This is a genomic window from Olsenella kribbiana (genome assembly GCF_036408795.1).
GTDB classification, from domain to species: domain Bacteria; phylum Actinomycetota; class Coriobacteriia; order Coriobacteriales; family Atopobiaceae; genus Olsenella_L; species Olsenella_L kribbiana.
This window is the reverse complement of record NZ_JAZGJP010000018.1, coordinates 19,696-34,589: the sequence shown is the minus strand read 5'-3', so window position 1 is coordinate 34,589 and position 14,894 is coordinate 19,696. Positions and strand designations below refer to the sequence as shown.

The window sequence follows — 14,894 nt, the reverse complement described above, 5'->3', positions numbered from 1 at the left end:
CCGGCATCTTGCCCTCGCGGCACCACTTCCACACGGTTTGTTCGTTGAGGCCCTCTCGCTCGGCCCATTCCCTGGCTCTCATAGAGCAAAGAATAGCAGATTCAAACAATCTATCGCAAGCTTTCCGACTAGCAGATTGTTACCCTCGGCAAACGTAACAGCGCCGCAAAACGCGGACCCCTTAGACTTGAACCATCAGGCAATGCACTTTCCGGAGGGCAGGTTATGGATACCATCTTCTCCTTCACGCTCCGCGGCACGAAAGCAGCCAACGAAGATGTCTTCGGCAGGGCAGGCAGCTATGCCTGGATGATCGACGGTGCGACCGATGTCTTCCCCGACCGCCATTTCGCGTCAAGCGACAGCCAGTTCCTTGCGCGTCTTGTCTCCTTCGAGCTCGCAACCCATGCAGATGGATTCCCGGCCCTTCCGGAAGACGATCCTGCCTCCCTTATGAAAGAGGCCCTCTCCTTCTGCAGCGAGCTGGCCACAGAGCTTGACCCCACTATTGAGGAAGTCCCCGCCTATACACTCCCCTCCTTTGCCTTCATGCTCGTACAGGACAGATATGACGGCACAATCGAAGCAGCAGCCCTCTGCGACTGCCATCTCTTCATGGACACCGGCACACATTTCACCGACACACGCTTCACCTCAATCGTCGAGCGCAACAGGCGCGCAATCGCAGCGCTCGAGCATGACACGCCGGAAGCGCGGCAGAAGATCTTCCAGGACACCCGGAAGCTCATGAACCGGGAGGATGGCTACTGGGCAGGGACGCTCGACGGACAAGGCCTCGCCCATGTCGCGAGAGCGCGCATCAATGCCCCTGCCGGCACGAGGATCGCGCTTGCAAGCGACGGCTTTGTGGCAACGCTCGAGCAGGAAGCGAAGGACAGCACCGATATCTTTGCCGCCATCCCGAAAGCGGCAGCGCACCTCGCGGCATCATGCAGCCAAAAAGATGCCTCTGAACACCGCGATGATGCCTCTGTTCTTGTGGTCGAGGTCTAGGAGCGTCCATGTTCATAGCCGCGCCGGAACACATGCGCTACGAGCTTCTGTCTTCGACCTTCTCCTCCGTCTTCACGCCGGAAGAAGAGACGATCCTTGCAGGCGAGATTGCCCAAGGGGCCTGGAACGGGAAGACCGTACGCCTCGAACGTCTCTTAAAAGAAGCCGATACGCTCACGCTCGGCCTGGCACCTTCGCGCTACTTCGACCTTCTGTCCACGAACCTGCTCGTGAGCCGCGATGTCTCAGGCTGGACGCCCGCGATGCAGGCACTTGCTGCACGCCTGAAGCAGAAGGCCGCAGCTCTGAGCCTTGTAGAAGATTCGCTCCAGATCCTTTCCTGTCCCTTTCTGGCGAATGACCTCGCTGTGAGCGTGCTTGTGCATGACGGGAAGGGAAGGTGTCTTCTTGCAGAACGGTCAGGCGCTGTCGCAATCGCGCCGAGAACGTTCTCCGTCTCCGTGACAGGAGCGCTCGACGAGCGTGACTTGGAAGCAGAAGACCCCATCCGTTCCTGCGCTGCCCGCGAATGCGCAGAGGAGCTCGGAGCCGCGATTCCTGAGGATGCCTTCCATCTGCTTGGCATCTTCATCGGCGAGCGCAAGCTCCAGCCCATAGCCCTCATTGAGGCAGTGCTTCCCTCATTCGAAGGCATCTCCCAGAACTTCGAGACAAGACGCTTCCTCATGGTGCCGAAAGAGGAGCTGGACAGCTTCTGCGGGCTGCCCATGAGCGAGGCAGCCCGCTTCCAGCTCAATCTCTTCCAGAAGAGAGAAGCCTAGCCTTCGTCCTCGACGAGGAGCGGCACGAAGCAGTAGCGGCAGCAGTCGACAAGGCCACGGTCAGTAAGCCTCAGCTCCGGTATGCAGGCAAGCGACAGCAGCCCCATTGTCATGAATGGGCTCGGCATCGTGCATCCCATCTTCTTCCAGGCGCGCTCGATGCCCGCGACATCATGCGCGACGTCCTCGACAGGAGACGTGGACATGATGCCGAAAAGGGGAAGGTCGACCTTTCCCAATATCTTCCCATCCTGGACGGCTACCTCGCCACCGCCCGAAGCGATGAGCGTGCGTGCTGCGATGGCCATATCCTCGTCCGAGTCTCCGACGACAAGCAGGTTGTGCGCATCATGGGCCACGGTCTGGGCAAGCGCGCCGTGGATGCCGAAGCCTTTCGCGAAGGCGCAGGCATGACGTCCGCCTGCGTGGTGGCGGTCGAAGACGAAGGCCTTGAGGATATCCTGTGCTGGGTCTGCCAGAAGCGCACCGTCCCGCACGGGCACCGTGAGGTGCTCCTCCTTCGTCAGGGTCGAGCCTGCTGAGGAGGCGATGACGCGGACAAGGGCAGCTCCGTCTGCAATCGCCGTGCCATCCTTCTTCACGGCAGGAATACGGAACGTCTCGGCCGAGATCTCGTCCGTGACATGCATCGTATGGAGGAACTCTTCTGGCCAGGCGAAGGGCTCGGGCGCAAAGAGCGCGCGTCCATCTTCTGCCACAAGGTCGCCGTCGATGAAGACAAGGCGGGCATGGAAGTCCTTGAGGTCGTCGAGCACGACGATATCTGCACACTTGCCTGGCGTCACAGAGCCCAGGTCTCCTGCAAGCCCGAAGCACTGCGCCACATTGATCGTGACCATCTGGATGGCGGTGATGGGGTCGATCCCGAAGGAGACCGCCTTCCGAAGGATCCGGTCGAGATGTCCCTCCGAGACAAGCGTCTCGGGATGGGTGTCATCCGTCACGAGGTTCACGAAGCGCGTGTCAATCTCGTTGTCCGTCACGGCATGTGCAAGCTCTTCGAGATTGTGCCAGGCAGAGCCTTCACGCAGCTGTGCATACTGCCCGAAGCGCAGCTTTGCCAGCGCATCTTCGCGCGTGACCGACTCATGGCAGCATGAGACGCCGGAAGCTATATAGGCCTCGAGGCCCTGGTCGGTATCCCCCATCGTGTAGTGGCCTGTGACGGTCTTTCCTGCCCTGAGCGTCTCCTCGATCTCTTCGAGCGGGCCTTCTGCGCAGGAGAGCACACCAGGGTCGTTCATCATCTCGCCGAGGCCTGCCACCTCGTCGAGCTTCATCGCCTCATGGATGTCTGACGCATCGATCGTGGCCCCCGTATCCTCGAAGCCCGGTACTGCCGGCACGCAGGAGCCGGGCGTCACATAGCATTTGAGGGGCACGCGCTTTGCGTCCTCCATGAGAGCAGAAAGCGCGCCCATGCCGGCGACATTCATTGCCTCATGCGGGTCCCACATGATGGCAGAGGTGCCATGGGGCACGACCGCACGGGCATACTCGGCGGGGCCGACCATAGCGGACTCCACATGGATATGGCCATCCATGAAGGAAGGGGCCACGTAGGCACCGGCAAGGTCGAAGACCTTGGTCTTCTCGCCGATGCAGTGCTCTGCCGTATGCCCTTCTATCCCGATATAGGCGATGCGGCCTTGAGCGATCGCGATGTCGGCATCCTCCAGAAACTCATGGGTCGTCACGCTCACGAGCGTGGCATGCCTCAGAACGATATCGGCCGGCTCCTTGCCCTGTGCTACCCGGATGAGCGGGGCGTGGCACTCCCAGAGAGGATGCTTCGAGAAATGGTTCAGCATGGCAGGACCCCTTTCCTGTACGCATTTCCTCCAGTCTAGCCGCGCGCTCCGGCGCTTCAAAGACCCCAGCATGCAGACGGCACGCCCGATACGGAAGAAGGCATGCAGGGAATGCCCCCGCATGCCTTCCGACGAAGCGTCCTTCGAGTCTCTGCCTACCAGGACAGAAGCTCGTAGCCATCCTCGGTTACGACGAGCTGGACTTCCCACTGGGCGGAGTCGGAGCCATCCCGCGTGCGGACGATCCAGCCGTTGCTCCGGTCCGTGCGGATGCCCGGCTTGCCGGCGTTTACCATCGGCTCGATCGTGAAGCACATGCCCGGCACGAGGATGGGGCCGGTTCCTGGATCGGAGACGAAGCTCACGAACGGATCCTCGTGGAACTCCTTGCCGATACCGTGGCCACCGTATTCCTCGACGACCGTGAACCCTGCGTCGGTGCAGACCTTGTGCACGGCTGCACCCACATCGCCGAGATGCCCCCAGGGCTTCACGGCAGCAAGGCCTGCCTTCACCGACTCATGGCAGACATCGACCAGGCGCCTGCGCTCAGGCGAGACCTCGCCGATGCAGAACATGCGGGAGGAATCGGAGAAGTAGCCGCCCTTGATCGTGGACATGTCCACATTGATGATGTCACCATCCTGGAGCACGTCATCCTTGTTCGGGAAGCCATGGCATACGACATCGTTGATGGAGGTGCAGACGCTATAGGGGTAGCCCTCGAAGTTGAGGTCGGCCGACACGGCGCCATGTGCCGAAAGGTAGGACTCGACCCACTCGTTGATGTCCATCGTCGAGATGCCGGCACGGATATGCTCTCCCACATAGTCGAGCACACCCATGTTCACGGCAGCAGAGGCCTTGATGCCCTCGATGTCTCTCGGCATCTTCAAAAGCGAGCGCGGCAGCACCTCTTCGCCGTCATCGTAGAGCCGCTCCATCTTCATGTCGGATGCTTCATGGCATTTCTTGTATTTCTTCCCGCTTCCGCACCAGCAGGGATCGTTCCTGCCCGGCACCGGCTCATGATCGAACATCGGGTTTCCTCCTTCGGCCACACCATTTCATCAGCTCCACCATACTCCAAATAGGAGCGGCGCAAGGCACGGCACGGCCCCTCCCCTGAGGCTCCACTCCAAAGCCTCCGGAAAAGAGAAAGTCCGGCCCTTTCGGGCCGGACTCCATATAGACCGATCGCAAGCGGCTATCTAGGCCTTAGCTCCATCTTCGAGGTCTTGCGCATCCTTCCAGCGCTCCATCGCCTCTTCGACCGGCATGCCTGCCTCGATGGCGGCCTTGCGGGCGCCATTCACGGCCTGGATCTCCTCCATGCGCTTGCCGGTCAGCGTGTAGCCCTTCATTGCGACAAGGGTGAGCACCCAGGCAATCATCGGGATGATGCAGAAGAGCACGATCGTGAGGCCCTTCATGCCCGGCACATAGGCCGTGGTGGTATCGGGCAGATGGCTGAGGCCGACCGCCAGGAGGGCGATGCCTACCACCGTGGTCGAAAGCGAGCTCACGAGCTTGTCCACGAACGAGAAGAGCGTGCCGATCACGCCCGGCGCATAGCTGCCCGAACGGAACATCTCGTAGTCGGAGACATCGGCAATCATCGGGATGGCCATGTCTGCCGTCGAGTAGTAGGCGCCATAGCCCAGCCCATAGAGCACGATGAAGATGATCGTGTAGGCATTGAGCGTCAGGTGGAAGCCGCCCTCTGTCGAGAAGATGGAAAGAGTCAGCGCAGGATTGCCTGGCTGCCACAGCATGAGCAGCGCGCAGACGCCGAGGTACAGCACAAGCGCAAGCGACGTGAACGTGACCAGCGTCTTCTTCTGGCCCTGCTTCTGCGAGAGCTTCAGGCCGCCCAGGAAGAACGGAGCCGAGAACGCATAGCCCAGGACATACATCGGCAGATAGAGGCCGTTGTAGTTGCCCATCATGCAGCTGTAGAGCAGGATGCCGACCGAGGTGTTCGTGGCGACCGCGAAGGCGAACTTCGTGCCGGAGGCAGCGACGATCAGGCGCTTGAGCTCATGGTTCTCGCGGAAGATCCGTACATAGTCGCGGACCTTGAGCTCGGGAGCATCTGCGCCGGCGCCGAGCCCCCAGAACTCGGGCCTGTCCTTGCCTGCGATGCCGATGACGGCCAGCGCCGTCAGGGCAGCAGAAAGGCAGATCACGAGCGGGATCACGATGTTGAAGAACTGTTCGGTCCTGAAGCCGACGACGCCGCCCACGAGCGATGCCACTGCCATCGTGACGCCCATGCCGACAAGGGAGGCGATGGTGTTGAAGAGCGTGAAGGTCGGGCGCTGCTTCGGGTCGTTCGTGAGGCAGGTCTGTCCCGCACGCGTGCAGGAGGTCTGGATCGAGTAGCCGACCATGAGGAGGATGTAGAAGAACGTGTAGCCCACATAGCGCACAGCCACGTTGTCTGCCGGAATGAGCCTTGTGCCATAGAACAGGCAGAGGGACGAGACGATCATGACAAGGTTTCCGAGCACCATGAAGGGGCGGAACTTGCCGAAGCGGGTCTGGGTGCGGTCGATCAGCATGCCGACGACGGGGTCGATGAAGGCATCGAGCGCACGCGTCACCGTGACCATCGTCGTCGCGAAGGCCAGAAGCAGCCCGAGCACGCCTTCTGCGTAGTAGGCGATATAGTTCATGAGGAGGACGTAGTAGACGTTCGTCGCGCCATTGTTGAAGGGGAAGAGCACGAGCTGGTAGAGCTTGGCGCGGTTGAGCCCGTCTGCCCCTGTGCGCATGCTGGCGGCGTCCGTGCGTCCGTCAGTCTTGCTTGCCTGTGGCATAGGATATCTCGCTTTCTTGTTCGGACAGATCGGATTGCGCATCAGGCGCTGCCGCCTGCACGGGAAGGATGCAGGCGGCAGCCAGATGCTAGGCGCGCTTTGCGTCAGGAGCGAAGGCCCTCACGACGAGGAGCACGGCAGCCGCAAGCAGAAGGGCAGCCGCTACCACGGTGGCCCTGAAGACGCTCCAGCCGACTGCATTGCCGGAGTTCCAGGTGAAGAGGCCGGAGATCAGCAGGATTCGCGCTGCGAGCACATCGAGGGCGACGCGCGCCAGCAAAAACACGCTCACGCCCTGGGCGATGAAGGGCACGAAGAGCTGTGCCTTGCCCTTGAGCTGGACTGCCTTCGGCACGGCTGCGAGCACGATCGCGCAGACGATGCCCAGAAGGACGAGTGGCAGATTGGCCAGCGCATAGTCGGCGCTGATCGTGCTCGAAAAGACAGCTGCAGCGGCACCTGCCACAGCCAGGATGAGGGCGACGGCTCCGATGTAGAAGCCTGCGCCTTTCTTCTTGTTCATAGCAGCCATTGCTATTCCTCCTTGCCGGCGCCATCGCCGTCATCGGCTGCGCCCTTGGATGCGAGACGGGCCTGGGATGCGAGCGCACCGATGGCAAGGACGCCGGATGCGGCAGCGAGCCCCAGATACGATCCTCTCCACCAGGTCATGCGCTTCTCGACCTTTGCCGTCGTGTTGTAGCGGTTCACGAGGTTGCTCTGTGCCAAGGCATAGAGCACGTTGTGTGCCGATTCCTTGACATGCTGCTGCAGGTTCGCATCATGCTCGACCGTTGCCATGCCTGCCTGGATCCCGTTTGCCTGGGTCCTGAACACCTGGTTGCCCTCGATCGTGGTGCCGGCGCTGTCGAAGCCGGAGATGCCACGGGTATCGTAGCAGCTGACGCCGGAATTGAGGACAGCGGCATAGAGGTCGGTATCGTCGTAGATGTCGGTGACGAAGTAGCCGTGCCCTCCCCATTCGTTTCTGAGGATGTCGGTCATGAGACCCTCGGAGCAGGTGCACTCGACGGCACCGATCTTGCTGAACGATGTCATCACGCCCTTGAGGCGGCGCGACGGATCGTCTGCGGCATACTTCGCAGCCTCGAACGCAATCTGGAAGGCGCGCAGATCCCCTTCGCGTGCCTTCTGCTCGGTCATGTACGGAGCGACACCGGCGCGGTTCGTTTCCTGGTCATTGAAGGCAAAGTGCTTCGGTGCGACCACGAGGCCGAAGTCCTCGGCACCGACCGCGAATTCCATGCCGCAGGTGCCGGTCAGCACCGGATCTTCGGAATAGTACTCGCCGTTGCGGCCGTTGTAGGCATGGCGGTGGGTATTGAGGCCCGGGCCCCAGAGGATCGGCAGGCCGACAAAGAGCGATTCCTCGCCGACGAGCTGGCCCTCCGCATACATGAGATCGGAATCGAACGATGCAGCGAGCAGCGTGGCTCCGCCCAGGACGCTTCCCTGCCATGCGGCATTGGGATCTTTCGGATCGATTGCCCAGGGGGAGTTGGCATCGACATTGGCTGTCAGCGATACCGCGAAGCCGATGCCCATGTTCTCGGTCATGTTCGCTTCGCAGAGCCCCAGAGACTTCACGCCTGGGATGGCAGGGCCGCCGAACGTCGCAAGGAAGAGCGCCTCCTTGAGAGACATCTTGTCGAGGGCATCATTCCAGAGCTCGTCGTCGTAGTCGAGTCCCGCAAGATCCCAGAACATCACGTCCGAGCTCTTGTCCCAGACGATGCCGGAAGTGTCGTCTGTGGTCCTGACCTCGTAGTAGTTGCCGTTCAGGTAGTCGATAAGCTGGGAGTCCGTGAGCGTGAGGTCGGAGTAGGAGTGCGGGTAGGTCCCTGCCCAGTCTGCGCGGGAAAGATAGGTGACCTCGCCCGGCTGGAAGTGGTTCCAGTCTGCATAGTCGAGATGGTTGCTCACTGCCACGCCCGTCTTCGAGACCGAGAACGCATCGGCAGGAAGGACGGCATCCGTGACATCGAGACGCCAGGCATGGGACGCATCTGCGCTTCCCGCGAGGCGTCCGGCATCGACGCCCGAGGCAGCAAGGACTGCATTCAGGGCATCGTGGGCGCCATTGCCAAAGGCGAACCAGTAGGTGCCCGGCTCGAAGACAAAGGAGCCCGTCGTGCCGTCCGCATTCGTCTTTGTCCCGTCATAGCTTGCAAGGTGCTCGAGATCGACCTCGACCGTCACGGTCTCATGGCCACCCGGCTGGATGACGGAGGTCTTCGCGAAGCCCAGAAGCTGGATGGCAGGCTTCTCGACGCCTCCTGCCACATACGGTGCCTGTCCATAGATCTGGACGACCGAGCGGCCCTCAGAAGACCCGGTGTTTGCGACATCGACCGCGACGGTAAGGCGCACCTCGGTGCTGCCCTGCTTGCCCTTCGTGACCGAAAGCTTCGGCTCGCCTGCAAATGTCTGCATGAACGTCGTATAGGAAAGGCCATAGCCGAAGCCGTAGGTGACCTCGGAGGCGTAGTCCCAACGGTCTTCGAGGACCGTGGCGCCAGCAGCAGAGGAGGCATTGCCCTGTCCGAGCACGGCGTCGGCGTAGCGCGTCTCATAGTAGCGGTAGCCAGTATAGATGCCTTCTGCCTCGACCACATAGTGGGAAGAGGTATCGGACATACCGCTCGGACGGGTCAGGACATCCTTTGCATTCGCATAGCTGTAGCTGCCCATGTTCTGCATGGCAGGAGCGCTCATGTTGTGCGTTGCCATGATGTCGGAAAGGCAGCCCGACGGGCTCTCGCGGCCAATCAGGATATCTGCGACGCCCAGAAGACCATAGCAGCCCGGGAAGCCGACAGAGAGGATGGCAGAGATTCCCTCATCGTCGGCAAGCTCTCTGACCTCCATCGTGTTGGAGGAGTTCAGCAGCACGATAACGTTCTGGGAGCACTGCTTGGCCATCTCGATCGCGGCACGCTCGTTGTCGGTCAGGGCAAGCGGCTCTTTGGCACCGGTCCCTTCGGCTACGCCGCCCGGCAGGAAGTCGATCGACTCGGAGCTCGGGCGTCCCAGGACGACGATGGCAGCATCGGAGTACTGGCCGAAGCTGTCACGGAAGCCCGGCGCTGCCGCTTCGAGCTGGTCCTGCGATGCCTCATGAGGATCGAACGAAGGGGAAGCAGGCTCGTTGTTGCCGAGCTTGTTGCTCTGGTTCACCGCATCATAGGCGGAGATCATCGTGGGGTTCAGCTCGAGGCCTGCACCCTCGATCTCGAACTCGTCTCCCGCCCAGGACGGGATTGTCGGAGCAGGATCGCTGAAGGCAATGGCAGAAGAGCCATCCGGATTCTTCACGCGCTTCATTGCAACACCGGTCGCAATGGTGTGGGCAAAGTCGGTCGATGTATCAGACCCCAGTGCCTGTTCGAGCGTGATGCAGGGGCCGGTCGCCTTGGTGCCCATGCCAGAGCCGAGAAGGGGCGTATGGGAACGGGAGCCGAAAAGCGTGACGCGCTCGCCAGGCACAAGGGGCAGGCCGCGGCCATCTGCGGTCTCGTTCTTCAGAAGGACCGTACCAGAAACTGCCTGGCGCCTTCCCATATCGATTGCCTTCTGGATCAGTGCATGCGAGTTTCCGGAACCATCTGCGTTGAGAAGCTCCTCGCTTGGCCTGAATGCCTGATACAGCGGCTCTGCGTCGGTGCTCGTCGAGATGAACTCGGAGCTCTTCGTACCGAAATTCTGGTCGAGCGTCGCAGCATACTGCTCGACAGCGCTACCGATGCCCGATGCCGCCGCAAGGCCCAGCGCTCCTACCGAAAAGAAGCCGCGGCGGGTCATCAGCCTGTGTTCTGGTGACTTCTTGCCCATGTACTTCACTCCCCCATTTCGCATGGATATCTCTCTGCCTGCGCATGGCAGGCACCTATTTCCCTGCCTGGCCTTTAGGGCCAGGCGCGGTTGCCATATTGGATTTGATCTCTTGTGATGCCGAAGGCTCTTACGTCCAGTTGCCTCCGCCGCCCTTGCCCTTCAGGCTGTAGGCGCCGTTCTCCTTCCTGACGCGCCAGAACTCGGCCGTGTCGGAAAGCGCACCAGCCTTGGCAACGATCACGTTCTTGCCAGGCTGGAGCGTGATGTCGAACGTGAAGACCTTGTCTGCCCGCTTCGTTGCCACAGCCTCGCCGTTCACGCAGAGCGTGACTTCCGGCTGGTTCGAGTAGACCTTGACGCGGATCCTGTCCTGCGCACGGTCGCGGAACCTCTTCGAGCAGATGTGGACCATGGGCTCGGGGTTCCACCAGCACTTGTAGAGATAGAACGCATCCTTCTTCGTCGCCCGGTCGAAGGTGACAAGCCCCTTGTGGTTCATGCCGGGCTCGCCGCCCTGGTTGCGGGCGTCAGCTGCAAAGTCGAACATGTTCCATACATGCGTCGCCCACAGATACGGGTGCCTGCCGAAGAAGCGCAGCATGTACTCATGGTAGATGCACTGGTACTCTTCCGTGTGGTCGCCCCGCCTGGGATGTTCTGAATGGAGGTTCGGCATGGCCTCGCATCCGTACTCGCTCATGCCGATCGTGCGCTTCGGATGCACGAGATGGAAGAAGCCGAACCACAGGTCGTTCAGGAACAGGCCTGGCACATACCATCCCAGATACAGATTCCAGCTGACCACATCGCTCACGAAGGCTGTCCGGTTGAAGGGGCCGCACATCGCGTAGCAGGCAAGCGTCGTGAAGCGCGCAGGATCGAGCTTGTGGCACAGATCGTTGAGCGCATGGTGGTTCTCGAGCATCGCCTTCTTGTCGTGCGTCGAGATCGTGATCTCGTTCGAAAGGCCCCAGCACACGATGGACGGGTGGTTCGCGTTCTGGACGATGAGCTCTTCCATCTGCGAGCGGGTGTTCTCGTTGCCGTGGGCAAGATGCTCCGAGATGTAGGGGATCTCTGCCCACACCACCAGGCCCCGCTCGTCGCAGAGGTCATAGAAGTGCTGGTCATGCTGGTAGTGGGCAAGGCGCACCGTGTTGGCGCCGACCTCGCAGATCAGCTCGATGTCCTCCTCGTGCATGGCAGGCGTGAGCGCATTGCCGATGCCCTTCCTGTCCTGGTGGCGGGAGACGCCGTGCAGAGGGTAGCTCCTGCCATTCAGGAAGAAGCCCTTCTTCGGGTCATAGGAGAAGCTCCTCACGCCGAAGCGCGTGCTCACCTCGTCGAGCTGCGTGCCATCTGCCGCCATGAGCACGGCCTCTGCACGGTAGAGATAGGGGTCATGCGTGCCATCCCAGCGGTGCGCGCCTTCGAGCACGAGCGTCACATCCGTGCCGGCGCCCGAGGCCACACATGCTCCGTCCGCATCGAAGATGTGGACCTTCGTCTCGCAGCTTCCGGCGTCCGGACCCGAGACCCAGGTCCTCACCTGGACCGGCACGTCCCTGTCCCCGTCATGCACCTCAGGCACCACATGGATGCCCGGCGTGCCGGCATATCCAAGCTCGAAATGCGTCTTCGGCACCACGATCAGCTTCACGTCGCGATAGATTCCTCCGTAGAACGTGAAGTCTGCCTTCTGCGGATACACGCGATCATTGACGGAATTGTCGACTGCCACCTCGAGCTCGTCTGCAGTCCCTGCCGGAGCCAGCACGTCCGTGGCATCGACCCTGAAGGTCGAATATCCACCATCATGGTGGGCAAGCAGATGTCCGTTGACCGTCACGTCGGCAGAGGCATTGACGCCGCGGAATTCGAGCCATGCCTCCATGGTGGCAGCATCGAAGCCGTCAGGGACCTCGAAGCGGCGCCTGTAGGTGCAGGTGCCACGCCAGTAGTCGTTTCCTCCATCCTGGCCATCCTCGGCGTTCCAGGTATGCGGTACATCGACCTGAACCGTTTCCCCCGAAGGGCCTGTGAACTGCCAGCCCTTGTCCAGATCAAGACAATTGCGCACTGTCCCTCCTGTCTCCCATTTCCTGACTCCTATACTAGTATATCAGTCATACCGCAATCGTCAGAATCTCTCTTTTTCCTGCCCATCGGCCAGTGGTTATATATCAGTTGTGAACGGAGTTCTTCCACACTGTGCTGCTGGCATTATGCATTTTTTGCTGGTAATGCGCTATTCAATTCGTCCTATTGGGGTAATCATTCGTTCAGATTCCTCAATTGCCATCCATCAAACTCGTATATTTGTACGAATTACAAGATGTCTTGTATATCAGTACACATGCCACTCCGGAGCAAATCCGGAGCCGGCAGCTCCTTCCACACGTTCTGGGGTGGCGGTAACAGAAGGGCTGGCGGCATGATGTACGCTCTCCGAGTCCTCTTCTTGGACTTCGCGAAAGCAGGTGAGATATCTGTCGTTGGGCCCGGGAATGACCTCTGATTCAAGTCACCGGACCTCGATCTGTATATAGGGGGTCTTCGATGCACGAAGAACCTGGCAGTCCCATCGACGAAAACGTCAAATGCCTCTCCGAGGGCGATGAAGCAAGCGCGTGGGCAGAGCGATGGCTCTCGCCCGAGCGCCTCGCACCCTACCTCGCGTCGTGCGGCGGCATAGAGAAGGCGCTGGACCTCTACGAGTGGAACGCCACCCTCACGCAGGTAGTCATGCGCAAAATCTGCCGCTTCTAGGTCGCGCTGCGAAATGCCTACGACCGCGTGATGTGCGAGCGCTGGGATTCTGGGTCCATCTCACCGACCGTTCCCGCGAGACCGCGATATGGAGGACGTGCCTCTATCGCGCGTGGCCGAAGGGGACGAGAAGGAAGGAGTTCCAGCACCTGCTGAACGGAATACTCCGCGTGAGGAACCGGGCAGCACACACCGAGCGCCTGTTCAACCCTGCCGAGGCAGAGCTCTCTTCCCTCTCGGCAGTTTCTGACGCCATGAGCTGAAATAGCAGCCAGGGTGCATGCCATTGCTTCTGCGAGCAAGGACTTTGAGGCACGCCGCTTCATGCGGGGAGAGCCAGGCTAAAGAGCAGAATGCCTCCCGGCCTTGCCGGGAGGCATTCTGCATGTTTTCTGGCTTAGCGCTCTTCTTCGAAGAAGCCGAAGTAGTCGCGGGCATTTCTGTAGGAGATGTCCTCCACGATCCCGCCGAGCCATTCTTCGTCGGCAGGAATTCTTCCCTGCTCTGCCCACTGCCCAAGCAGGCGGCACAGGACACGCCGGAAGTACTCATGGCGAGGATACGACAGGAAGCTGCGCGAGTCGGTCAGCATGCCGCAGAAGTTGGCAAGCAGGCTCTCCTGGGCAAACACTTCGAGCTGCCTCGTTATCCCTGCGAAGGAATCGGAGAACCACCAGGCGCATCCCAGCTGCATGCGCTGCCGCACGCCGCCCTGGAAGGACTGCATGAGGGTCGCAAGCCCCATCCACTGCGCCTCGTCGAGAGAGTAGAGTATCGTGCGCGGAAGCGCAGAGTGCGTCTGCGCTGCATCGAGAAGCGATGCCACCTCATGCACCAGGCCCGGCTGGTCTCCGACCGAATCGAAGCCGGTGTCAGGACCAAGCTCCTGGAAGCGGCGGGTATTCGCATTGCGGAAGACATTCATGTGGAGCTGGAGCGTCCAGCCATGGGACTCGTACTCCCCCATCAGGAAGAGCGTGAGTGCCGTGCGGTAGGCCTCTGCCTCCTGAGGAGAGACCGGCTCATGGGCAAGCGCCTTAGCGACGATGGCCGCGACCTCTTCCTCATCTGCCGCGACGAACCTGAAGCTGTTGAGTCCATGGTCAGCAAGACGGCCGCCCACCGTGTGGAACGCCTCCACGCGCTGCGCTGCTGCCTCCTTAAGGCTCTTCCAGTCCACGATCTCGATACCGGACGCTGCCGAGAGACGCTGCATATAGGACGCAAATCCTTCTGCCTCGATAGCGGAGAGGGCATCAGGACGGAAGGTCGGCAGCATCTTGAAGCCGGGGTCCCTCTCTTCGGCGAGCTTCCTGTGCCAGGAAAGATCGGATGCCGGATCGTCGGTCGTGCAGATGCAGCGCACGCCGAAGCGGCGGATGAGGCCGCGGGCAGAAAAGCCAGGCTCTGCAATGCGCTCGTTTGCGCGCCGCCAGATCTCGGGCGCATTCTTCTCCGTGATTGTGAGGTCTATCCCGAAGGCACGGCGCAGCTCCAGATGGCTCCACTCATAGAGCGGATTGCCTGGTGCCCGCCCGATCGTGCGGACATAGGCACAGAACTTCTCGTATGGCTCCCCGTCGCCGGTGATCAGGCGCTCCGGCACGCCCTCCGCACGCATCAGGCGCCACTTGTAATGGTCGCCTCCGCCATTGTCGAAGAGCCACAGCTGGGTCAGATCCTTGAAGTGCACATCCTCGACGACCTGGGCCGGATCGAGATGGCAGTGGTAGTCGATGATGGGCTGGCCTTCTGCATGCCCATGGAAGAGCTTTCTGGCCCACTCGGTGTCGAGCAGGAAATCATCGTCCATGAACATG

At 60.9% G+C, this 14,894-nt stretch carries 10 protein-coding genes and 1 pseudogene; 3 read left to right on the top strand and 8 right to left on the bottom strand.

Annotation, left to right across the window (positions count from 1 at the left end):
* Window positions 1–82: pseudogene (locus VXJ24_RS09950) on the bottom strand (IS607 family transposase); the annotation flags it as partial.
* A gap of 143 nt (window positions 83–225) precedes the next feature.
* Between VXJ24_RS09950 and VXJ24_RS09945 the strand changes: the two are divergent.
* Both VXJ24_RS09945 and VXJ24_RS09940 read left to right on the top strand, forming a co-directional pair.
* The gene (locus tag VXJ24_RS09945; RefSeq protein ID WP_330972767.1) at window positions 226–1,014 is read left to right on the top strand and encodes a hypothetical protein; all 789 of its coding nucleotides are present in this window, start codon (window positions 226–228) and stop codon (window positions 1,012–1,014) included.
* Between the two features lie 8 nt (window positions 1,015–1,022).
* A complete protein-coding gene (locus tag VXJ24_RS09940) occupies window positions 1,023–1,796 on the top strand; it encodes an NUDIX domain-containing protein (protein ID WP_330972766.1) in 774 nt (257 codons plus the stop codon).
* Here VXJ24_RS09940 and VXJ24_RS09935 read toward each other — a convergent pair.
* The 6 genes from VXJ24_RS09935 to VXJ24_RS09910 form a co-directional block, all read right to left on the bottom strand.
* A complete protein-coding gene (locus VXJ24_RS09935; protein ID WP_330972765.1) occupies window positions 1,793–3,628 on the bottom strand; it encodes an adenine deaminase in 1,836 nt (611 codons plus the stop codon). The genes VXJ24_RS09940 and VXJ24_RS09935 overlap by 4 nt on opposite strands.
* A 155-nt stretch (window positions 3,629–3,783) precedes the next feature.
* Window positions 3,784–4,668: a type I methionyl aminopeptidase gene (map, locus tag VXJ24_RS09930; protein ID WP_330972764.1), complete on the bottom strand. Its 885-nt coding sequence runs from the start codon at window positions 4,666–4,668 to the stop codon at window positions 3,784–3,786.
* Between the two features lie 171 nt (window positions 4,669–4,839).
* Window positions 4,840–6,450 carry an MFS transporter gene (locus tag VXJ24_RS09925; RefSeq protein WP_330972763.1) on the bottom strand — a complete coding sequence of 537 codons (1,611 nt, stop codon included), beginning with the start codon at window positions 6,448–6,450 and terminating at the stop codon, window positions 4,840–4,842.
* A gap of 88 nt (window positions 6,451–6,538) precedes the next feature.
* Window positions 6,539–6,982, bottom strand: coding sequence for a hypothetical protein (locus tag VXJ24_RS09920; protein ID WP_330972762.1), 444 nt, complete (start codon window positions 6,980–6,982; stop codon window positions 6,539–6,541).
* 2 nt (window positions 6,983–6,984) lie between these two features.
* Window positions 6,985–10,302, bottom strand: a complete 3,318-nt coding sequence (locus VXJ24_RS09915; RefSeq protein ID WP_330972761.1) for a glycoside hydrolase family 3 C-terminal domain-containing protein — start codon at window positions 10,300–10,302, stop codon at window positions 6,985–6,987.
* A 130-nt stretch (window positions 10,303–10,432) separates the two neighbouring features.
* Window positions 10,433–12,385, bottom strand: coding sequence for a glycoside hydrolase family 2 protein (locus tag VXJ24_RS09910; protein WP_330972760.1), 1,953 nt, complete (start codon window positions 12,383–12,385; stop codon window positions 10,433–10,435).
* A 479-nt stretch (window positions 12,386–12,864) separates the two neighbouring features.
* Here VXJ24_RS09910 and VXJ24_RS09905 point away from each other — a divergent pair, with 479 nt between their 5' ends.
* Window positions 12,865–13,074 (top strand): hypothetical protein, encoded by a 210-nt coding sequence (locus tag VXJ24_RS09905; protein WP_330972759.1) that lies wholly within the window; start codon window positions 12,865–12,867, stop codon window positions 13,072–13,074.
* A gap of 397 nt (window positions 13,075–13,471) precedes the next feature.
* On the opposite strand, the gene uxaC is transcribed toward VXJ24_RS09905, so the two are convergent.
* Window positions 13,472–14,893: a glucuronate isomerase gene (gene uxaC / locus VXJ24_RS09900; protein WP_330972758.1), complete on the bottom strand. Its 1,422-nt coding sequence runs from the start codon at window positions 14,891–14,893 to the stop codon at window positions 13,472–13,474.
* Window position 14,894 lies beyond the last annotated feature (1 nt).

What these genes read in the sequence shown, in the direction of transcription:
- VXJ24_RS09920 (WP_330972762.1), bottom strand. Translation starts at nt 6,982, where the DNA reads ATGGCTGCTATGAACAAGAAGAAAGGCGCAGGCTTCTACATCGGAGCC.
- VXJ24_RS09940 (WP_330972766.1), top strand. Translation starts at nt 1,023, where the DNA reads ATGTTCATAGCCGCGCCGGAACACATGCGCTACGAGCTTCTGTCTTCG.
- VXJ24_RS09905 (WP_330972759.1), top strand. Translation starts at nt 12,865, where the DNA reads ATGCACGAAGAACCTGGCAGTCCCATCGACGAAAACGTCAAATGCCTC.
- VXJ24_RS09935 (WP_330972765.1), bottom strand. Translation starts at nt 3,628, where the DNA reads ATGCTGAACCATTTCTCGAAGCATCCTCTCTGGGAGTGCCACGCCCCG.
- VXJ24_RS09945 (WP_330972767.1), top strand. Translation starts at nt 226, where the DNA reads ATGGATACCATCTTCTCCTTCACGCTCCGCGGCACGAAAGCAGCCAAC.
- VXJ24_RS09925 (WP_330972763.1), bottom strand. Translation starts at nt 6,450, where the DNA reads ATGCCACAGGCAAGCAAGACTGACGGACGCACGGACGCCGCCAGCATG.
- VXJ24_RS09915 (WP_330972761.1), bottom strand. Translation starts at nt 10,302, where the DNA reads ATGGGCAAGAAGTCACCAGAACACAGGCTGATGACCCGCCGCGGCTTC.
- map (WP_330972764.1), bottom strand. Translation starts at nt 4,668, where the DNA reads ATGTTCGATCATGAGCCGGTGCCGGGCAGGAACGATCCCTGCTGGTGC.
- uxaC (WP_330972758.1), bottom strand. Translation starts at nt 14,893, where the DNA reads ATGTTCATGGACGATGATTTCCTGCTCGACACCGAGTGGGCCAGAAAG.